The following is a 20,861-nucleotide window of genomic DNA, read 5'->3' on the forward strand; positions in this document are numbered from 1 at the left end:
CGCCGCAAGCGCCGACATGGATTGCTTCGTCGCTACGCTCCTCGCAATGACGCTTGGCGACGACACTTACCGATCCGGATTGGCGCGCTCGAACTGGCGCAGCAGCCGGTTACCGCGTTCGACAGCCAGATCGAGCGCGGCCTGCGCTGACCGCTTGCCGGAGAACGCCTGCTCGAGCTCATCATCGATCACGTCGCGGATCAGAACGAAGGAGCCGAGCCGGATACCTCTAGAGTTCTCGGTCGGCGGTTTCAGCGTCAGTTGCTCGATCCCGATCGCCGCCCCCGGGTTGCGGTCGTAGAAGCCCTGCGCGCGGGTCAGCTCGTAGGCCGCGCGGGTGATCGGCAGATAACCGGTCGCCTGGTGCCAGGCGGCCTGGACCTCCGGCTTCGACAGATAAGCGAAGAACCTCGCAACGCCTGCATATTCCTCTCGCGGCCGATCGCGTAGCACCCATAGCGTGGCGCCGCCGATGATGCTGTTCTGCGGCGCGCCGGTAACGTCTGGCCAATAGGGCAGCATGCCGTAGCCGACCTCGAATTTCGAGTTGGCCTTGATATCGGCGCTGGTGCCGGAGGAGCCGATGAAAATGCCGCACTCGCCCTTCTGGAAGCGCGGCTCGGCTGCCTGCCCGCGGCCGCTATAGTCGAACACCTTGGTGGCTTGCCATTCCACGAGTTGGGCGATGTGCTTCACCATCAGCGGATTGTCGAAGACAAGCTCCGCATCCAACCCACCGAAGCCATTGGTTTTGGTCGCGATCGGCACATTGTGATAGGCGGAGAAATTCTCAACATTGATCCACGACGGCCACGACGTGGTGAATCCGCAAGGCGCGCCCGCCGCGCGCAACCGCTTTGCCGCGGCGCCAAGCTCGGGCCAGGTCTTGGGCGCCACCTCCGGGTCGAGGCCCGCGGCGCGAAACAGATCCTTGTTGTAATAGAGGATCGGGGTCGAGGAGTTGAAGGGAAACGACAGCAAATTGCCGCCGGCATCGGCATAGTAGCTGGTCACGGTCGGCAGGTACGCCGACGGCGAGAACGGCTCGGACTGGTCGCGCATCAGCTCGAACACCGGATAGATCGCGCCGCGAGCGGCCATCATGGTGGCAGTGGCGATCTCATTGACCTGGACGATGGCAGGCTGGCTGCGCGAGCGGAAGGCGAAGATCGCTGCCGTGACCGTTTCGGTGTAGTTGCCCTTGTAGCTCGGCACGATCCGGTAGTCGGACTGGGACGCGTTGAAATCGGCGGCGAGCTTCTCCACCTGCTTGCCGAGTTCTCCCGACATCGCATGCCACCACAAGATCTCGGTCGCGGCATGCGCTGGAGATACGAGGAGAGTGGCCGCAAGCGCCGCTGGATATAGGAATCTCATAAACAATGTCACGATACGCAATCCGGGTCTTCGTGCTTGAGAAGCGAAAATGACTTTTGCCCCTGATTAAGGCCGCACGGTAACGGTTGCAATCCCAGCAAACCGTCGGGATGGCCCAATAACCGTAGATCGTCGGATAGCTATCTTTCCACCTTCTGCTAAAAAGTATTGAACCTTTTCTTCCCGCCATAGACGAAATCACAAGGGGATCTGTAGCCTGTGTACCGCCGCGCCGGCCTTTCGCGGACTATGACGCTTGTTGTCGCGCTACTGCTGACGGCAGTCGCAACGGGTGGGGCTGCGCGCGAGTTTCGGGCTTCAGATACCCAGAGCGAGGACTATCCGACCGTCGAGGCGCTGCGTTACATGGGCAGCCTGGTGGAGGAGCGAAGCGGCGGCCGCCATCATGTGCGAGTGTTTCACTCGCGGCAGCTTGGCGAGGAAAAGGAAACGCTGGAGCAGACGCGGGCAGGCGCGATCGACATCAACCGCACCAATGTGGCGCTGATCGGGACCACGGTGCCCGCAGCCAACGTGCTGGCGATGCCCTTCCTGTTCCGCTCGGTTGAACATTTGCAGAAGGTGCTGGATGGCCCCATCGGCAACGAGATCCTTAACTCATTCGAGGCTTACGGATTCGTCGGCTTGGCATTTTATGATTCGGGCGCGCGTTCGATCTACAACAGTGTCCGTCCGATCCATTCGCTTGACGACCTCAAGGGCCTGCGGATTCGGGTCCAGCAGTCGCAGCAGATGTCGGACATGATCCGCGCGCTCGGCGCCGAACCGGTCCAATTGCCTTACGGCCAGGTGAAGACCGGCCTTTCCACCGGATTGATCGACGGCGCCGAAAACAACTGGCCGTCTTTCATCACCACCGATCACTACAAGTTCGCAGGCTTCTATACGCTGACCGAACATACGATGAACCCGGAAGTGCTGGTGATGTCGCAAAAGGCGTGGGCGAGCCTGTCGGTCGACGACCAGGCGCTTTTCCGCGACGCCGCGAAGCGCTCCAGCCGCTTCATGCGCGAGAAGTGGAAGGACCTCGATGAGCGCTCGCGTCAGCGAGCCGAAGCCGCGGGCGTGAAGATCATCGGCGATGTCGACCGCAGGCCGTTCGAGGCAGCAATGGCAGGGCTCTATGCCAAAGTGCAGCGCGATCCAGCGATCGCATCATTGATCGAGCGCATCCGCAAGGTGGAGTAAGCGAGCTTGGCAGCGCCCGGACAGGATGGAGCAGTGGGACGGCAGGCGAGCCTTGCCGCGCGCGGTCGCGTGCACATCGTCCAGATGCTGCGGGCGGTGCCGATCCGCTGGCGCATCCTGTCGATCGCGCTACTCAACTCGGCGGTCGTGGTGGTGCTGGCGGCATTGATCTGGAACGGCGCCACTGTGCTTCGCTCGGCCTGGGAGGATGTGCGGCAGGTTCGGGAGTCCGACAAGATCCTCGCCAAGCTCGAGACCGAGACCAGCCGGCTGCAGAACCTGATCCACCGCTACATCAACCAGCCGAGCCCCGAGCTGTTCGCCGAGATCCTGCTGCTCCGCGAGGCGGTGCTCGGCACGCTGACCACGCGTGCTGCCACCGACCCGATGCTGTCAGGATCGGTCGAGCAGCTCGAGCGCGTCACCAGCCGCTTGCTGGACGGCTTCGGCGAACTCCGCGCCGTGCAGGCCAAGATCACCAAGACCTATGAGGAGCAGGTGCTCGGGCCGGCCAAGGACATGGCCGGGCTCTACTCAATCATCGAAGGCGCTACCGGCCATCGCGACGCGCTGATCTGGCCATCGCTCGGCAAATCCCGCGAGGCCTTCACCGCGATGCTGGTTGCGGCGAACGCCTATTATCTGTCGCTCTCGACCGCATCCGCCGAAGAGGCCCGTCGCAACAGCGAGACGATCGAGAAGACGATTCCCGTGATGATCGACCTCGCCGACAACGACCTGCAGCGGCTGGCGCTGGCACGGCTGAACAAGCGGACCGAAGCCTTGCGCGAGGGATTGGGAAAACTGACCGAGCAGCTCTCCAGCCGCACGGAGCTGTTGCGCAACACCATCGACGCCAGCCAGGCCGACGCCATTGGCGTGATCGACGATCTCTCGATCAAGATGCGCCAGCGCGAGCAGAAGGCGCAGGAGACCTTTGACCGGACACTGTCGGACATCTCGCGCCGTGTGCTCTCGATCGCGGTGATCTTCCTCGGCATCATCGTTTCCGCAGGCGTGCTGATCGCGCTCTCGATCCGCCTGCCGCTGCAGCAGATCATGGCCTCGATGCACGCCATCACATCGGGCAATTACGACCGCCGCGTGCAAGGCACCGATGCCAGGGACGAGGTCGGCGCCATGGCGCGTGCGGTGGAAGTGTTCCGCGAGAATGCAATCGCCAAGCGCCAGACCGAGGACGAATTGCGCGCCGCCAAGGAACGGGCTGAGAGCGCGCTGCTTGAGCTCAACACGGCGCAGCAGAACCTGATCGATGCCGAGCGGCTGGCGGCGCTCGGCGGGCTGGTTGCCGGCGTCGCTCATGAGGTGAACAACCCGATCGGCATCAGCCTGACGGTGGCCTCGAGCTTTGCGCGCCGCACCGAAATATTCGAGCACGAGCTGAAATCAGAGCAACTACGCCGCTCCAAGCTCGACGAATTCGTCAAGAGCTCGCGCGATGCCGCCCAGCAGCTCGTCGCCAACCTGCAGCGCGCGGGCGAACTGATCCAGTCGTTCAAGCAGGTGGCGGTCGACCGCTCGCATGCCGAGCGCCGCCAGTTTTCCTTGAGCGAAGCAACCGACCAGATCGTCGCCAGCCTTCGCCCGGTGTTGAAGAAGGCCGCGATCGCCCTGACCGTCGACGTGCCGGAAGGCCTGATGATCGACGGCTATCCCGGCTCCTACGGGCAAATTTTAACTAATCTTTTCCTTAACGCAGTCAATCATGCGTTCGCCGACGGGCGATCGGGGACGATCACGATTTCAGCGCGGGCCCGTGGCAGCGACGACGTCGAGATCATCTTCGCCGACAACGGCGCCGGCATGACGCCGGACGTGCAGCGCCAGGCCTTCGATCCATTCTTCACCACCCGCCGCAATGACGGCGGCACCGGCCTGGGCTTGCATATTGTCTATAATCTTGTCACCCAACAGCTCGGCGGTCGCATGGTGCTGGAGTCAAGGCTAGGACAAGGCACCACTTTTCGCATTATCATGCCGAAGATCGCCAAGGGTCAGCCGATGGGTCAGCCCGCGATCGCGGACCAAGCCACCGACGGAATTGCTCAATGGCCGAACAGGACGATGTCCTCCACCTGATCGACGACACCGGGGCCGCGCCGGAGGATTCGTCCGCGCGCAAATGGAAGGTGGCGGTCATCGACGACGATGCTGCGGTGCATGAAGGCACCCGCTTCGCGCTGTCCGACTACAGCCTGAACGGCGCCACGCTGGAGATCCTCTCGGCCTATTCTGCGGCGGAAGGTCGCAAGCTGATGCGGGAGCATCCGGATATCGCGGCCGTCCTGCTTGACGTCATCATGGAGACCGACGTCGCCGGGCTCGAGCTCGTCGAATATATCCGCAACGAGATCAAGAACGAGACCGTCCGCATCATCCTGCGCACCGGACAGCCGGGCCAGGCGCCGGAACGGCGGGTGATCGTCCAGTACGACATCAACGACTACAAGGCCAAGACCGAGCTCACCGCCGACAAGCTGTTCACCTCCTTGACCGCGGCGCTGCGCAGTTATCAGCAGCTCGAGCGCATGGTGCAGACCAGGCGCGGGCTCGAGATCATCATCGATGCCGCCTCCACGCTCTACGACTTCAAATCGATGCAGCGGCTTGCCGAGGGCGTGCTGACCCAGCTCGCCTCGCTGCTCAATGTCGAGTGCGCCGGCATCCTGGTGCTGCGCGACGACGGCGCCGGCAGCGAATTGTCGGTGCTGGCGGGCTCCGGCTGCTACAGCCGTTTCATCGGCACCACCAGCTCGAAGTCGCTCGATCCTGATTTGCGCGAGATGGTGGAAGCCGCCTTCCAGCGCCGCAAGAACGAATTCGCCGACCACCGCAGCGTGCTCTATTTGCGCACCGGCAGCGGCCGCGAGGTCGTGGTGCTCCTGCAGGCGGAGCGCCAGCTCTCTGACACTGACCGCGCACTGGTCGAGATTTTCTCGAGCCGGCTCTCCATCGCGTTCGACAACGTGATCCTGTACCAGCAGCTTCACGAGGCCAACACACAGCTCGAGGACCGCGTCGCCCAGCGCACCCGCGCGCTGATGCAGGCCAACCGCCGGCTTTCGGCGCAGTGGCTGAGGCTGCAGCGCGCCAACGGCTTCAAGAACGAGATCCTGGGCACGGTTGCCCATGACCTCAAGAATCCGCTCGGCGTGATCCTTGGCCGCACCGAGATGTTGACCGAGTTGATCGGCGCCGGCTCGCCACGGGAAGCGATCGGGACTCAGGTCGAGCACATCAGGGACGCCACAAAGCGCCTGACGTCGATGGTGGATCATCTGATCTCGGATGCGATGGCTGACGCCTTTGACATCACCATCCGCCGTGAAGCGGTTGATATCGCGGCCCTTGTCAACGAGGTCGCCGAAGCAAATTTGCCGCTGGCAGTCAACAAGCAGCAGAGCATCTCGGTTTCCGCGCCGCCGAATTTCGTGACCATGTGCGACGCCGACCGCATTCGCGAAGCAATCGACAATCTGGTCAGCAATGCCATCAAATACTCACCAATCGGCGGCAAGATCACGGTGGTCGTCACACATGAGGGTGACAACACGGTGATCCGGATCGCCGACGAGGGCGCCGGCCTTTCGCCGGAGGATTTGGGGCGCCTATTCGGCAGGTTCCAGCGGCTGTCGGCCAAGCCAACCGCGGGTGAGAGTTCGACCGGACTGGGACTTTCGATCGTCAAACGCATTATCGACATGCATGGCGGCCATGTAACGGCGCAGAGCCCCGGCCCCGGACAGGGGTCGACCTTTACGGTTACATTGCCTGCTACAGCAGAGACATGATGACCCAGAGCCCGCACATCATCATCGTTGATGACGAGGCACCGGCCCGCGAGATGGTCGGTGATTACCTCAAGATGCACGGCTTTGGCGTGACGCTGTGCGACGGTGGAAAAAGCCTGCGAAGCGTGATCGAGACCAATCACCCTGACCTCGTGGTGCTCGACCTCAACATGCCCGAGGAAGATGGGCTGTCGATCATCCGCGATCTCAAGAGCCGGATGAATGTGCCGGTCATCATGCTGACGGCAACCGCGAGCCCGATCGATCGCGTGGTCGGGCTTGAGCTGGGCGCCGACGATTACGTGGCAAAGCCCTGTGAGCTGCGCGAGCTGATGGCGCGGATCCGCTCGGTGCTGCGGCGGAGCACGCCGGTCAAAACGGCAGCGCCCGAGGCGGCGGCCGCCAAGGCCGAGAAGGAGCAATTGGTCCGTTTCGGTACCAAGTGGCTCGATCTGCAGGCGCAGGCGCTACGCGACGACGAAGGCAACGAGCATCCACTGACGGCGTCCGAGTTCGGGCTCTTGAAGGTGTTTGCGGCCAATCCGAAACGGGTGTTATCGCGCGAGCGGCTGCTCGAACTGGCCAATGCGCGCGATGCCGAGGCCTTCGACCGCGCGGTCGACCTGCGGATCATGCGGATCCGCCGCAAGATCGAGATCGATCCGACCAAGCCCTCGGTCATCCGCACCATCCGCGGCGGCGGATATCTGTTCTCACCGAGCGGCGAAAAAGCCTGATCTGCGCCGGCGCCCGATGATGGGCGTGCACACATTGCAGCCGGCCTTCGGTTCCTTTCGGCGACGTCCCAATCAATTTTCCATGTATTGAAATTACTGGTATTTTTGCCCCGAATGTTTCGTCGGCCGCGCTCTGACGAAACAATTCTCCTACCGATGAAACCATTTTCCGCTTTTCGCGCAGACATCCCGAAACCGTGGCTAATTAACAATTCTCCCAATGAAAGCCGCCAAGGCGAATTGGGAGCCGGTCATGTCGAACGTCGTCGCCATCAACGCCGCAGCCAACGTGCATATCGCCGTTGCCCGCCAGACATCCGACGAAATGCTGCTCGGCAAGATCGCCACAGGCGACCGCACTGCCATGCACGTGCTCTATTCCCGTCACAACGTCCGGGTTTATCGTTTTGTGCTGCGCATGGTCCGCGACACCACGGTGGCCGAAGATCTCGTCAGCCAGGTGTTCCTGGACGTTTGGCGCACGGCCGAACAATTCGAAGGCCGCTCGCAGGTTTCTACCTGGCTGCTGTCGATCGCCCGCTTCAAGGCGCTCACTGCGTTGCGCCAGCGCAAGCACGAGGACATCGACCAGGAAGAAGTGCTCGACATCGTCGACGGAGCCGATACGCCCGAAGCCGCGCTTGATCGCGCCACCACCAGCGAGATCCTCCGCGCCTGCATCGCGAAACTGTCGCCGGCACACCGCGAGATCATCAACCTCGTCTACTATCACGAGAAATCTGTGGAAGAGGCCGGCGAGATCATCGGCATTCCCCAGAGCACTGTGAAGACCCGAATGTTCTATGCCCGCAAGCAATTGGCCGAGTTGCTGAGATGCGCCGGCGTGGAAAGCCTCGCGGCGTGAAGCAGCGATCCGGAAATCGGCGACGAAACAATTGAAGCAGTCGACGACATCACCCGGAAAAACTCGCTCTCTATACCATTAACCATCGAACGCAACGCCAACGCCGAACAGGAGAAAAGACATGCTGAAGCCGTCCTTCCGCTTCTTCATCATCCCGCTCGGCGCAGTCGCTACGCTCGCGACACTATCGAGCCAGAACGTCTCACCGCGCGCGCAGCGCGATGCCGGTATGACGTCGGTACGCGAGCAGGTGATCGATTGCAGCACCAAGAGCGCCGCAGAAATCTGCGAGATCAGGTAGCGAGTTTGTACGTCTTCAAGTTCTAACCTCCCAAACTACCTCCTGCGACCCGGCCGGGATGCCCCCCAGCCGGGTCGCTCTGTTTTTGCGGCCGTATAGAAGTCTCACACAGACGTGACCTCGCCCCGAATGAGGCAGCCGTAACGGCTGATCTCGCTATCGCGAAGAACATCACACTGCCGGCGCAGGCATTGGGCTTGGCCGGCTGGCGATGGGCGGTTCTGATGCTGAATCTTGTTCTCGCGCTGCTCGCAGGTGTTGTCACCGTCGCGGCGCCTTGCACCCTGCCGATGCTGCCGATCCTGCTTGGGGCATCGATAGGCCAGACCAGCAAGGCACGGCCGGCGATGATCGCGCTCGGCTTTGTGATGTCATTCTCGATGGTGGCGTTGCTGCTGAGCGCGATCACGCGCGCCCTCGATTTCGATCCCAACGTGTTACGGACCGGCGCCGCGATCCTCTTGCTCGGCTTCGGGCTGTTGATGATCTGGCCGGCACCGTTCGAACAGCTGACAGTCTGGATTGCCGGGCTCACTGCGGGCCGTTCGCCCGGCAACGCAACACCGTCACAAGGCCTAGTCGGAGGCTTCGTGCTCGGCACAACCCTTGGACTGGTATGGACGCCCTGCGCCGGACCTGTGCTCGGCTCGATACTGACCATTGTGGCAACCTCGAAGGACACCGCCTGGGCCAGTCTGCAGCTCGTCGTCTACGCCATCGGGGCGGCGCTTCCGATGCTCGCTATCGCCTACGGCGGTCAGGCAGTCACCACCCGCCTCCGCAGCATTGCACGGATCTCGCCGCGACTGCAGCAGGGCTTTGGCGTCGTCATCATCGCCTTCGCGGCCCTCTCCTACCTTCAATACGACACGCTGATCGTGGCGTGGCTGACCAGCTTCTATCCCAACGGCCAGATCGGCCTTTGACCTCAAGAGGAAAGATCATGACCCTGCGTTCGCTAGTCTCCGCCCTGATCGGCATTGTTTGCCTGACCGGCATCTCCGCGCCTCATATTGCTCGCGCGCAGGAGCCCGCGTTCAAGATAGCGGCGGCGCAGCAGACAGCGCCAAATCTTGTCGGCATCAACAAATGGTTCAATTCGCAGCCGCTCGACATCACCGACCTGCGCGGCAAGGTCATACTGGTCAACTTCTGGACCTATGGCTGCGTAAACTGCGTCAACACGCTGTCCCATGTCGTCGCGCTCGATGCCAAATACAGGGATCGAGGCCTGGTCGTGATCGGCGTCCATACGCCGGAATTTCCGTTCGAACGCTCGGCCTCCAACGTCCAGGCCGCGCTGAAACGCCACGGCATCACCTATCCGGTGGCGCAGGACAATGAGTCGCAGACCTGGAATGCCTACCGCAACCAGTATTGGCCGGCGCAATACATCATCGACCAGAATGGAAATATCGTATTCCATCACGACGGCGAGGGACAATACGAGCAGATCGACCGCACCATCGCCCGGCTGCTCAACGTCAACAGTTGAGTGCTTCTGCGAGGACTAAAGTGCTATCGTCAAACCCGGCGTGCCAAGATCCGCGCCGGGTCGCTCTGCCTTGGTCATATTGACATGTTTTCACGGCGATCGGACGCGTGATAACCTCACGTCGGATTTCACGATGGATAGCGCGTCATGTTCGAAGGCTGGGATGCGGTTGCGCTCGCCCGGGCGCAGTTTGCTTTCACGATGTCGTTTCACATCATATTCCCGGCCTTCTCGATCGGGCTCGCCAGCTACCTTGCCGTGCTCGAAGCGCTCTGGCTCTGGACCGGACGCGAGGTCTTCATCAATCTGTTTCACTATTGGCTAAAAATCTTCGCAGTCGCCTTCGGCATGGGCGTGGTGTCGGGCATCGTGATGTCCTACCAGTTCGGCACCAACTGGTCAGTCTTCTCGGACAAGACCGGGCCGGTCATCGGACCGCTGATGGCCTATGAAGTCCTGACCGCGTTTTTCCTCGAAGCCGGCTTCCTCGGCGTGATGCTATTCGGGCTGAACCGCGTCGGCCCCAGGCTGCACTTTCTCGCAACCTTGATGGTCGCGGTCGGCACGCTGATCTCGGCATTCTGGATCCTCTCGGCCAATTCCTGGATGCAGACGCCGACCGGCTACGCCGTCAATGCGAGCGGCCAGTTCGTGGCGGCCGACTGGCTCGAGGTGATCTTTAATCCGTCGTTTCCCTATCGCCTCGTGCACATGGTGCTCGCGGCGTATCTGACGACCGCGCTCGTGGTCGGTGCGGTCGGCGCCTATCATCTGCTGCGTGATCAGCACCTCGCCGGCCCACGCGTGATGTTCTCGATGGCGATGTGGATGGCCACTTTCGTGGCCCCAATCCAGATTCTGGCGGGCGACCAGCACGGGCTGAACACGCTGGAGCATCAGCCGGTGAAGATCATGGCAATGGAAGGCCATTTCCAGAGCCACAAGGACGGCGCGCCACTCATCCTGTTCGGATGGCCCAACCAGACCGCCGGCCGGGTCGACTTCGCCGTCGAGATTCCCAAGCTCGGATCGGTGATCCTGAAGCACTCACCGACTGCGCCGATGGACGGCCTCGACACCGTGCCGCGGGAAAACTGGCCGCCGGTGCCGATCACCTTCTGGTCGTTCCGCATCATGGTCGGGCTCGGCTTCCTGATGATGGGGCTCGGCCTCTTGAGCGCGTGGATGCGCTGGCGCGGCCAATTCTATTCCTCGCGCTTCCTGCACATGTTCGCGATGCTGATGGGGCCGGCGGGCTTCATCGCCGTGCTGGCGGGCTGGATCACCACCGAGACCGGGCGGCAGCCATTCACGGTCTATGGCCTGCTGCGGACGGCCGACTCGGTTTCCCCGCTCGCTGCGCCTGCGGTCGGCTCTTCGCTGCTCGCGTTCGTCATCGTCTACTTCGCCGTGTTCGCGGCGGGCGTCATCTATCTGCTACGGCTGATGGCGGCGCCGCCGCATCCGGGCGAACCGGGGCCACCGCGTGACGTGCCCGCCCGCGCCGCCGGCATCACGCCGGCGGCCGCCACGGCAGCGGAGGACGCATCATGAGCGTCGCGGTCGATCTCGCCACGGTCTGGGCCTTCATCATCGCCTTCGCAGTGTTCGTCTACATCGTCATGGACGGCTTCGATCTGGGCCTTGGCATCCTGTTTCCGCTCTTTCCAAGGAAGGCCGATCGCGACATCATCATGAACAGCGTGGCGCCGGTCTGGGACGGCAACGAGACCTGGCTGGTGCTCGGCGGCGGCGGGCTGATGGCGGCGTTTCCGCTTGCCTATGCCGTGCTGATGCCGGCGCTCTATACGCCTGTTATCGCGATGCTGGTCGGCTTGATCTTCCGCGGGGTCGCCTTCGAATTCCGCTGGCGCACGCAAAGGGTACGCAACCGCTGGGACGGCGCCTTTTTTGGCGGTTCGCTGGTGGCCGCGTTGGCGCAGGGCATTGCCCTCGGCGCCATCCTGCAGGGCGTGCATGTCGAAGGCCGCCAGTATGCTGGCGGCTGGTGGGACTGGCTGACGCCGTTCAGCGTGCTGACGGGGATATCGCTGGTCATGGGTTACGCGCTCCTGGGCGCGACCTGGATGGTGATGAAGACCGAGGGCGCGCTGCGCGACAAGGCCTATCAATTGAGTTGGGTATTGCTGTTCGCGATGCTCGGCGCGATCGTCGCCGTCAGCATCGCCACCCCGTTCCTCAGCGTGCAATATACCGAGCGCTGGTTCACCTGGCCGAACATCATCCTGACCGCGCCGGTGCCTGTCGCGGTGGCGGGCGTGACCGTGCTGCTGTTGCGCAGCCTTGCGAACAAATACGACTACCAGCCGTTCTTCCTGACGCTGGCGCTGTTCTTCCTGTCCTATGCCGGCCTTGGCATCAGCATGTATCCTTATATCGTGCCGCAGAGCATCACGATCTGGGAGGCGGCCTCGCCCCCCAACAGCCAGATCTTCATGCTGGTCGGCGTCGCGATCCTGATTCCGCTGATCCTCGCTTATACGGGTTGGGCATACTGGGTGTTTCGCGGCAAGGTGCGGCCCGGGGGCGGGTATCACTGATGCCGCGCGAGGAGAACCCACATCCGCTCGCGAAGCGCCTGATGTGGTTCGCCGCGCTTTGGCTCGGCGGCGTCGGTACCGTGGCGTTGATTTCGTTCGGCCTGCGGCTTTGGATCGCACCGAAATAAGACGACTCGGCTACAGCACCGTGACAGGAAATTGCAGGTATTCCAGCGAGCTACCTCCTTCGCCGCAAACTTGCCATCAAGCTGCCACTGAGATTTGATGCTTGCTGATTTGGGTGGAGCATCGCGAATTTGGCCGTGCGCCAACGAGGAGAGCTTTATAATGACGAAACTTCGTCACCTGATCTGGATGGTCATTGCCGCGGGCGGCCTGATGCTTTCGGCCTCGCAAAGCCAGGCCCAGACCTCCGATGTCGGCGACCAGCCAGGCTTGGTACCGGAGGATAACGTCGAGCTCGATCCGGAATGGCGCAAGCAGGTGGTTTATTACCGCACCAATGAGGCGCCGGGAACGATCATCATTTCAACCAAGGAGCGCCATCTCTACCTCATTCAGGGCAACGGGCGTGCAATCCGCTACGGCATCGGCGTCGGTCGCGAAGGCTTCCAGTGGCAGGGGCTCCTCAACATCACCCGCAAGGCGGAATGGCCGGACTGGACGCCGCCGCCGGAAATGATCGCGCGTCAACCCTATCTGCCGCGCTTCATGGCCGGCGGTCCCGGCAACCCGCTCGGCGCGCGGGCGATGTATCTCGGCACCACCGTGTACCGCATCCATGGTACCAACCAGCCCAACACCATCGGCACTGCAATCTCCTCAGGCTGCTTCCGACTGGTCAATGCTGACGTCACCGACCTCTACGATCGCGTCCTCGTCGGCACCAAGGTGATCGTCCGGCAGAAGCCCGAACTGTAACCGCCCGCCTTCTTCTCCCTTCCTGACACCATTGCCTCCATCATCTGGTGAGAAATAATCATGCGCACATTTCGAGGCGGCCTGCTGATCGGGCTCGCGGTCGCGGTGCTGGTTGCCGCCGCCGCCATCACCTATGAACGGTACGACACCAAGACGTTGAAGCGCACGATGCGGCGCGGCGACGTGCTGTGCGGCGTCAACAAGGGCCTGCCGGGCTTTTCGATCCCCGACGAGAAGGGCAACTGGACCGGCTTCGACGTCGACTTCTGCCGTGCGGTGGCCGCCGCGATCTTCGACGATCCGTCCAAGGCAAAATTCGTCCCGCTCGACGCCAGCGAGCGCTTCAAGGAGTTGCAGAGCCGGAAGGTGGACATCCTCTCGCGCAATTCGACCTGGAGCATGTCGCGCGAGACCAACTACGACCTCTATTTCCCGGCCGTGGCCTATTATGACGGCGAAGGGTTTATGCTGCCACGTTCGCGCAACATCGATTCCGCGCTGGATTTGAACGGCAGTAAGGTCTGCGTGCAGGGCGACACCACGACGGCGCTCAATCTCGCCGACTATTTCCGTGCCAACAACATGAAATATACGGAGATGAAGTTCGGAAAGCTCGAGGACGTCATCAAGGCCTACGACAGCGGGCAGTGCGACACCCTCACCGCCGATGCCTCCCAGCTCTATGCGCTCAGGCTCAACCTCGCCAAGCCCAACGACCACATCATCCTGCCCGACATCATCTCGAAGGAGCCGCTCGCGCCCGTGGTGCGGCAGCGCGACGACGACTGGATGATGATCGTGAAATGGACGCTTTATGCGATGATCAACGCCGAGGAGCTCGGCATCACGTCGAAGAATATCGACGAGGCGCTGAAATCGAAGAAGCCCGAGGTGATGCGGCTGGTCGGCACCGAAGGCTCCTATGGCGAGAACCTCGGCCTGACCAAGGACTGGGCCGCACGCATCATCCGCCGCGTCGGCAATTACGGCGAAATCTACGACCGCAATGTCGGCAGCGAGTCGAAACTGAAGATCCCGCGCGGCCTCAACCAGCTCTGGAGCGCCGGCGGCATCCAGTACGCCCCGCCGGTCCGGTAGGGCTTCCTCCGATCTCTCCCCTCATCCTGAGGAGCTTGCGTAGCAAGCGTCTCGAAGGATGAGGCCACCGGCCGGGCCTCATGGTTCTCCCGGCGATGCGAAGCATCGTCCGGAGACGCCGCTTGCGCGGCTCCTCACCATGAGGGGATGGAGTTCAATATCCCTTCGCCCTTGCCAATTGATCTGCGTGGAAATTGCTGTCGCCGAACAGCTCCTGGCAGACGCGGGCGCGCTTCATGAAGAAGCCGATGTCGAACTGATCGGTCATGCCCATGCCGCCGTGCATCTGCACGCCTTCCTGCACCGCGAGCGTCGCCGTCGTGCCGGCACGTGCCTTTGCAACGGAGACGGCGCTACCCGCATTGGCGGCATCGGCGTCGAGCGCCTGCAGCGCCTTCAGCACCGCGGCGCGGGTGATCTCGATATCGATGTAGAGCTGGGCGGCGCGGTGCTGCAGCGCCTGGAATTCGCCGATCGCCTTGCCGAACTGCTTCCGCTCCTTCAGGTAAGCGACGGTGCGACCGAACACCTCCTCACTCAGGCCCACCATTTCCGACGCAACCGCGCCGCGGCCGACATTGAGCACGCCTTCGAGCAGCGGATAGCCCTGGTCGACCTCCCCTAGCACGCTATCGGCGTTGACCTCGACACTGTCGAACACGATGCGCGCAGCGTTATGGGAGTCGATCATGATGGTGCGCTCGGTCGCAATCCCCTTGGCCTTCGGATCGACCAGGAACAGGGTCACCCCGTTCTTCTCCTCGGCGCTGCCGGCCGTACGCGCGGCGACGATCAGTAGATCGGTGGTGTGGCCGTCGACGACAAGCGCCTTGTCGCCATTCAGCTTGAACCCGTTGCCACTGCGCACCGCCTGCATACTGGTCTGCAGCGGCCGATGCTTGGCGCCTTCATCGACCGCAAGCGCGGCGAGCAGCGAGCCGTCTGCGATGCCGGGCAGATGCTGTGATTTCTGCGCCTCGCTGCCACCACGTAACAGTGCGGAGGCCGCCAGCACGGACGTGGCGAGGAACGGCGATGGCATCAGCGTGCGCCCGATCTCCTCCATCACGATCCCGGCTTCGACCGCGCCGAGCCCGCTGCCGCCGAATTGTTCCGGCACCAACAGGCCGGAGAAGCCCATCTCGGCGAAGGTCGTCCAGAGCTCGCGCGAGAATCCGGTTTCGTCCTTGCTGTCGCGCAGTTGGCGCAGATGCGAGACCGGCGCCTTGTCGCTGATGAGGCCGCGCGCGCTGTCGCGCAGCATGGATTGTTCTTCGGTGAGTACGAGGGCCATGGTGTATTCCGCTGTGTTGGCTCGACTGATTTCTCTTTGGACCCTCATGGTGAGGAGGCGCTCTTGCGCCGTCTCGAACCATGAGGCCCGTGGCCCATCCTTCGAGACGCCTGCTTCGCAGGCTCCTCAGGATGAGGACTTTTCCTAAGCCCCTGGCAGGTCGAGGATACGCTTGGCGACGATGCCGAGCATCACCTCTGACGTGCCGCCTTCAATCGAATTGGCTTTCGTACGCAGCCAGGCACGCGGCCGCGCGCCGCCTCTGGAGCGCTCGCTTTCCCATTCCAGCGCGTCAATACCGCCCGCCGACATCAGGATCTCGTAGCGGCGCTTGTTGAGCTCGGTGCCGTAATACTTCATCGCCGAGGAGAATGCCGGATGCGCCTGCCCGGCTTTCGCGAGGTCAACCGCGCGCTCGGCGGCCGCGGCGAGCGCGGCTTCATCGACCTCGAACGTCGCGATCTGGCTCCGCAGCACCGCATCATCGAGCCGTCCCTGCTCGTCGGCACCGATAGAATCAGCCGCGATCTGGCCGAGGGGGCGGCCGACACCGCGCTCGCCCATGCCAGAGATCATCGCCCGCTCATGCTGCAGCAGATATTTCGCAACGTCCCAGCCGCGGTTGATGGTGCCTACCACATGCGACTTCGGCACCCGCACATTGTCGAAGAAGGTCTCGCAGAACGGCGAATAGCCGGAGATCAAGAGGATCGGCTTGGTCGACACGCCCGTCGAGGTCATGTCGAACAGGATGAAGCTGATGCCGTCATGCTTCTTCGCGGTCGGATCGGTGCGCACTAGGCAGAAGATCCAATCCGCATAGTTGGCATAGGACGTCCATATCTTCTGGCCGTTGATGATGAAATCATCGCCGTCGCTCTCGGCCCGCGTCTGCAGCGAGGCGAGGTCGGAGCCGGCGTTCGGCTCGGAATAGCCCTGGCACCAGCGGATCAGGCCGGCCGTGATCTTCGGCAGGTGCTCCTTCTTCTGCGCCTCCGTGCCGTATTTGAGCAGCGCCGGCCCGAGCATGGAGATACCGAACGAGGTCAACGGCTGCCGCGCGCCGATCGCCGCCATCTCCTGGCGCACGATTTTCACCTCCTCGCCATCGAGGCCGCCGCCGCCATATTCCTTTGGCCAATGTGGCACCGTCCAGCCCTTGTCGCGCATCCGCTCGAACCAGACCCGCTGCGGGTCGGAGGAGAATTTCGCGTTGCGGCCGCCCCAGAACGTGTCGTCCGAGGTCATGGGCTTGCGCATCTCCGGCGGGCAGTTCTGCTCCAGCCAGGCGCGGGTTTCGCTGCGGAATTTCTCAAGATCGGCCATAGGGCGCTTCCATCTGACGAATTGTTGAAACGACCTTAGCTGCCGGATCGTGGAATTCAATATCTCCATGCGCCCGGCGCCGATGGCCGCGTGGTTGAAACGGGTGTATTCGCTTGGGGCGTAACGATTGAAAAACAAGAGGAAACGGACATGAGGCTGAAGCTGCTTTCGCCTGGCGAAATGAACGAGGCGCAAAAACAGACCTATGACGAGGCGATCGCCGGCAAGCGCGGCGCGGCGCCGGCGCCGATGATGGCCTGGCTCAACAGCCCCGAAATGGCGAGGCATGCCACGCGGCTCGGCGAGATGCTGCGCTTCAACACGATGTTCCCGCCAAAGCTTTCGGAGATCGCGATCCTCGTCACCGCGCGCCACTTCACCGCGCACTACGAATGGTGGGCGCACAAACGCCTCGCGCTGAAGGGCGGCCTCGACCTGCAAGTCATCGACGACATCCGCGACCGCCGCACGCCCACCTTCGACGACCCCAAGGCCAGGATGATCTACGACGTGGCGAAATCGCTGCATGAGGGCCATGGGCTGTCGCAGTCGCTGCACGATAAGGCCGTCGAGGTGCTCGGCGTGCGCGGCGTGGTCGAGATCATCGGGCTCTGCGGCTACTACACGATGGTGTCGATGACGCTGAACACGTTCGAGTTCGGCTTGCCTGATGGCGAGGCGTCGGAGCTCGCGTGAGCCGCAGGATGAGGGTGGTGTGCGCGGTGCCCGTGTCCAAGCTATGCACTGCCACGGCCGCGGATCATGATCAGCGCGGCCGCGATCAACTCAAGTGCGATGCAGGCGTAGAACGGCAGCGTGTAACTTCCAGACACATCGCGCAGCAGGCCGACCACGCCGGGACCGAAGGCATAGGTGATCTGGTTGATGGCGGTCAGCAGGCTCACCAGCACGCCGAACGACCGCGGGTCGAATTCGCGCTGCACGATCAAGGCCGGCAGCGTGATCAGATTGCCGACCGAGAAGCCGAACACGGCGCAGGCCGCAACCAGCGCCCAGTCGTTGCGCAGGTTGATGACGACGAGCAGCGCCACGGCCTGGCTGACGAAGGACAGCGCCGACGCCAATCGCTGATTGAGCCGGTCGATCACGAAGGAGAAGCTCACGCGCCCGACCACCGCCATCGCCGTCAGCAGCGCCATCGCAAGCGCGGCACGCTCGCGGCCGATCACCGAGTCCAGGAACGAGATCAGGTGCACGATGAAGCCGACCTGGGCGAACAGCACCAGGGCGAAGGCGATCGTCACCGAGAGGAAGCCGAGATCGCGAAGCGCGCGGGCGCGGATCTGCGTCGGTGACGGCCCGCTCGCCGCCGAGAGTGCGACCGCCCCCATATGCGCCGGCGGCCGGCCGACGAAGATCAGGATCACTGGCACCATCAGCGCGACCATCGTGATGGCCGCCACGGTCATCGCGCCGGCGAAACCGAAATAGCCGATGCCGGCGACCAGCAGGGGCACGCCGGCGATGCCGCCAAAACTCGCGCCGTTCAGCGCCAGGCTGATCGCCATGCCGCGCTTCTTATCGAACCACAGGCCGAGCACGTTGGTGATCATGCCGAGGCTGGTGCCGGCCCAGCCGAAGGCGAGCACGGCGTCGGCAAGATAGAGCTGCCAGGGCTCGCGCACCTGCCCGACGGCAACCGCCGCCGCAGCCATCGCGCAGGTGCCCGCGATCATGCAGCTACGCGGCCCGAACGCCTTGATCGCCTCGCTGACGAAGACAACCAGCCCTGCGCCGGCGAGATAGAAGAGCGTCGTGCCGGAGGAGATCAGCGATGCCGGCCAGCCGTGCAATCGCTGCAACTCGGCGACATAGACGCTCTGGCCGTAGAAACCGAGCCCCCAGCCGAACGTCGCAAGCAGGAAGCAGACCAGCACGATGCGCCAGCCGTCGTAGCGGAGCGAAGTCTCGTCGGTGCTGATGTGAGTCGATGCGTCCACGGTTCTTGCTTATCGTTGTTACGCCATCATGCGTGTTAGCAGAAACGTCTGGCCATCATTTCGATCACCGCCGAACTGTCAGTAGATGTCAGCAAGTCCTCACATGCTCGGTTCCGGAAACTCATCGACGGCGCGCAATTTGGCACGCCGCTTCGCAAACGATACGAGCGCCAGCACGGCCAGCCCCAGCAGCACCGGCGGAAACACCACCAGGTTCACTGCCGACCAGCCATAATTGGCCAGCAATTGGCCGGAGGAGAACGAGCCGATCGCCATCATCCCGAACACCAGGAAATCGTTGAACGCCTGTACCTTATTGCGCTCCTGCGGCCGGTGCGTCTCCAGCACCAGCGCGGAGGCCCCGACGAAGCCGAAATTCCATCCAACGCCGAGCACGATCAGCGTCGCCCAGAAGTGCAGCGTGGTCAGGCCCGAGAGCCCGATCGTCGCCGCAAGCGCCTCCAAGAGCAGGCCGAGCGCGACGATGCGCGGCGCGCCGAAGCGGGCGATCAGCGAGCCCGTGAAGAAGCTCGGGCCGTACATCGCGATGATGTGCCACTGGATCGCGAAATTGGAATCGCTTAACGAGAGGCCACACATCTTCATCGCGAGCGGCGCTGACGTCATCACCAGGTTCATCATGGGATAGGCGATGATGCCGCAAAGCGCGGCGGCGATGAAGCGCGGCTGCCGCGCGATCTCGAGCAGCGGCCGGCCGCCATGCAGGTCGACCGCGGCGGGCTTTGGCGCATCGACGCCCGCCAGCACCGCCATCGCGACCAGGGCGACGAAAGCCTGCACCACGAAGCTGAAGGCGAAGAGATAAGGCGGCCAGACGTCCATGGTCCACTGCACGAGCTGCGGACCGAGCACGCCGGCGAATACGCCGCCTGCCATCACCCAGGATACCGCCTTCGGCCGGAACGCGGCACTGGCGCCGTCGGCGGCGGCGAAGCGATAGGATTGCGCCACCGCGCCATACAGCCCGCCGAGAAAGGTCGCAAGGCAGAACAGCCAGAACGCGCCGCGCAGGATGGCGAAGGCGCCGAGCACGCCGGTGAGCGCACCGCAGCCGGTGCCGATGATGAACGCCGTGCGGCGGCCATAGATGCGCGAGATCGCGCCGGTGGGCAGCGTGCCGGCGGCAAGCCCCAGCACATACATCGACAGCGGCACCGTCGCGAGCGAGACGCTCGGCGCCAGCGTCGCGCCGACGATCGAGCCGGTCGCGAAGATCACGGCCGAATTGGCGCCGGTCAGTGCCTGCGCCGCAGCCAGCCGCAGCACATTGCCGCGCACCCGCGCGTCGTCGGCGATCTCCTCGCTGGATATGACACTCATCGACGTTCCCATTCCAAGGCGCCCGGCAGGGAACCTCGCTGTTGCAGCCGCACTATGGAGAGAGGACGCCGCCCGATCAACCAGCGCAAACGGACGGAGGTCATGCGGGTGGCAGCCCCGTAGGATGGGTAGAGCGCAGCGAAACCCATCGCGATGAAGCAAGCCGCACGAATGATGGGTTTCGCTACGCTCTACCCATCCTACGATTCCGATTCAGTTTTCAAACAGCGGAGGGGATATGAGGCTGCGCTCTCGCGGCGCGATGCGTCCGAGCTTTGCGTCGCTTTCCGCCCTCCTCGATATCAGAGGGCGCAGGGAAAGCCGGGTGCCGGTTGCACCCGTGGGCCCCGTGCAACAAAAAGCACGGGGGTAGGACCACAGGTCAACCGGAGCAACACCGGCTTTCCCTGCGCAGTGGTTTACGGCTTACTTCGTGCTCTTCCCGGTGACCGGGCTTTCTTGCCACCGTCGCCTCTCGCGCAAACTTGTTCGCGCAAAAAACTTAGCGCCAGCGTCGGGGCGCCAGAACCACACGACTTCGCCGTCCACGGATAGTCACGCTCGTCAGTCGCAACACCCGCGTCCACCGCATCTCACCGCAA

The 20,861-nt window shown here is 63.0% G+C and carries 19 protein-coding genes; 14 read left to right on the forward strand and 5 right to left on the reverse strand.

The window, feature by feature from the left end:
* Positions 1-66 precede the first annotated feature (66 nt).
* On the reverse strand, positions 67-1,377 hold the full coding sequence (gene ugpB / locus J6497_RS36030) for a sn-glycerol-3-phosphate ABC transporter substrate-binding protein UgpB (protein WP_225708954.1): 1,311 nt from the start codon (positions 1,375-1,377) through the stop codon (positions 67-69).
* A gap of 249 nt (positions 1,378-1,626) precedes the next feature.
* Here ugpB and J6497_RS36035 point away from each other — a divergent pair, with 249 nt between their 5' ends.
* The 13 genes from J6497_RS36035 to J6497_RS36095 all read left to right on the forward strand — a co-directional run bounded on the left by J6497_RS36035 (position 1,627) and on the right by J6497_RS36095 (position 14,337).
* Positions 1,627-2,586 carry a TRAP transporter substrate-binding protein gene (locus J6497_RS36035; RefSeq protein WP_225708955.1) on the forward strand — a complete coding sequence of 320 codons (960 nt, stop codon included), beginning with the start codon at positions 1,627-1,629 and terminating at the stop codon, positions 2,584-2,586.
* Positions 2,587-2,670: 84 nt separating this feature from the next.
* The gene (locus J6497_RS36040) at positions 2,671-4,686 is read left to right on the forward strand and encodes a sensor histidine kinase (protein ID WP_225708973.1); all 2,016 of its coding nucleotides are present in this window, start codon (positions 2,671-2,673) and stop codon (positions 4,684-4,686) included.
* Positions 4,656-6,398: an ATP-binding response regulator gene (locus tag J6497_RS36045; RefSeq protein ID WP_225708956.1), complete on the forward strand. Its 1,743-nt coding sequence runs from the start codon at positions 4,656-4,658 to the stop codon at positions 6,396-6,398. Before J6497_RS36040 ends, J6497_RS36045 begins: the two co-directional genes overlap by 31 nt.
* Positions 6,398-7,135, forward strand: coding sequence for a response regulator (locus J6497_RS36050; protein ID WP_225708957.1), 738 nt, complete (start codon positions 6,398-6,400; stop codon positions 7,133-7,135). The genes J6497_RS36045 and J6497_RS36050 overlap by 1 nt, the downstream gene beginning before the upstream one ends.
* Before the next feature lie 253 nt (positions 7,136-7,388).
* Positions 7,389-8,000, forward strand: a complete 612-nt coding sequence (locus tag J6497_RS36055) for a sigma-70 family RNA polymerase sigma factor (protein WP_225708958.1) — start codon at positions 7,389-7,391, stop codon at positions 7,998-8,000.
* A 121-nt stretch (positions 8,001-8,121) separates the two neighbouring features.
* Entirely contained in the window at positions 8,122-8,301 is a 180-nt protein-coding gene (locus J6497_RS36060; RefSeq protein ID WP_225708959.1) for a hypothetical protein, read from the forward strand.
* A gap of 224 nt (positions 8,302-8,525) precedes the next feature.
* Entirely contained in the window at positions 8,526-9,227 is a 702-nt protein-coding gene (locus J6497_RS36065) for a cytochrome c biogenesis CcdA family protein (RefSeq protein ID WP_225708960.1), read from the forward strand.
* Positions 9,228-9,244: 17 nt separating this feature from the next.
* Positions 9,245-9,796, forward strand: coding sequence for a thioredoxin family protein (locus J6497_RS36070; RefSeq protein WP_225708961.1), 552 nt, complete (start codon positions 9,245-9,247; stop codon positions 9,794-9,796).
* Positions 9,797-9,943: 147 nt separating this feature from the next.
* The gene (locus J6497_RS36075; RefSeq protein ID WP_225708962.1) at positions 9,944-11,350 is read left to right on the forward strand and encodes a cytochrome ubiquinol oxidase subunit I; all 1,407 of its coding nucleotides are present in this window, start codon (positions 9,944-9,946) and stop codon (positions 11,348-11,350) included.
* A complete protein-coding gene (gene cydB / locus J6497_RS36080; protein ID WP_225708963.1) occupies positions 11,347-12,357 on the forward strand; it encodes a cytochrome d ubiquinol oxidase subunit II in 1,011 nt (336 codons plus the stop codon). Before J6497_RS36075 ends, cydB begins: the two co-directional genes overlap by 4 nt.
* Positions 12,357-12,485, forward strand: a complete 129-nt coding sequence (locus J6497_RS36085; protein WP_225708964.1) for a DUF2474 domain-containing protein — start codon at positions 12,357-12,359, stop codon at positions 12,483-12,485. Before cydB ends, J6497_RS36085 begins: the two co-directional genes overlap by 1 nt.
* 160 nt (positions 12,486-12,645) lie before the next feature.
* Positions 12,646-13,239 (forward strand): L,D-transpeptidase, encoded by a 594-nt coding sequence (locus J6497_RS36090; RefSeq protein ID WP_225708965.1) that lies wholly within the window; start codon positions 12,646-12,648, stop codon positions 13,237-13,239.
* Between the two features lie 60 nt (positions 13,240-13,299).
* Positions 13,300-14,337, forward strand: coding sequence for an amino acid ABC transporter substrate-binding protein (locus J6497_RS36095; protein WP_225708966.1), 1,038 nt, complete (start codon positions 13,300-13,302; stop codon positions 14,335-14,337).
* A 154-nt stretch (positions 14,338-14,491) separates the two neighbouring features.
* Here the strand turns inward: J6497_RS36095 and J6497_RS36100 are convergent, their stop codons facing one another.
* Together J6497_RS36100 and J6497_RS36105 are read right to left on the reverse strand one after the other, a co-directional pair.
* Positions 14,492-15,631: an acyl-CoA dehydrogenase family protein gene (locus J6497_RS36100; RefSeq protein WP_225708967.1), complete on the reverse strand. Its 1,140-nt coding sequence runs from the start codon at positions 15,629-15,631 to the stop codon at positions 14,492-14,494.
* 144 nt (positions 15,632-15,775) lie between these two features.
* On the reverse strand, positions 15,776-16,957 hold the full coding sequence (locus J6497_RS36105) for an acyl-CoA dehydrogenase family protein (protein ID WP_225708968.1): 1,182 nt from the start codon (positions 16,955-16,957) through the stop codon (positions 15,776-15,778).
* 150 nt (positions 16,958-17,107) lie between these two features.
* On the opposite strand from J6497_RS36105, the gene J6497_RS36110 reads away from it, so the two are divergent.
* A complete protein-coding gene (locus J6497_RS36110) occupies positions 17,108-17,653 on the forward strand; it encodes a carboxymuconolactone decarboxylase family protein (RefSeq protein WP_225708969.1) in 546 nt (181 codons plus the stop codon).
* Between the two features lie 41 nt (positions 17,654-17,694).
* Here J6497_RS36110 and J6497_RS36115 read toward each other — a convergent pair whose 3' ends face one another.
* Together J6497_RS36115 and J6497_RS36120 are read right to left on the reverse strand one after the other, a co-directional pair.
* Positions 17,695-18,918: an MFS transporter gene (locus tag J6497_RS36115; RefSeq protein WP_225708970.1), complete on the reverse strand. Its 1,224-nt coding sequence runs from the start codon at positions 18,916-18,918 to the stop codon at positions 17,695-17,697.
* A 99-nt stretch (positions 18,919-19,017) separates the two neighbouring features.
* Positions 19,018-20,259, reverse strand: coding sequence for an MFS transporter (locus tag J6497_RS36120; protein ID WP_225708971.1), 1,242 nt, complete (start codon positions 20,257-20,259; stop codon positions 19,018-19,020).
* Positions 20,260-20,861 lie beyond the last annotated feature (602 nt).

Origin of the sequence: Bradyrhizobium cenepequi (genome assembly GCF_020329485.1) — a bacterium.
In the GTDB taxonomy this organism is placed as follows: Bacteria; Pseudomonadota; Alphaproteobacteria; order Rhizobiales; family Xanthobacteraceae; genus Bradyrhizobium; species Bradyrhizobium cenepequi.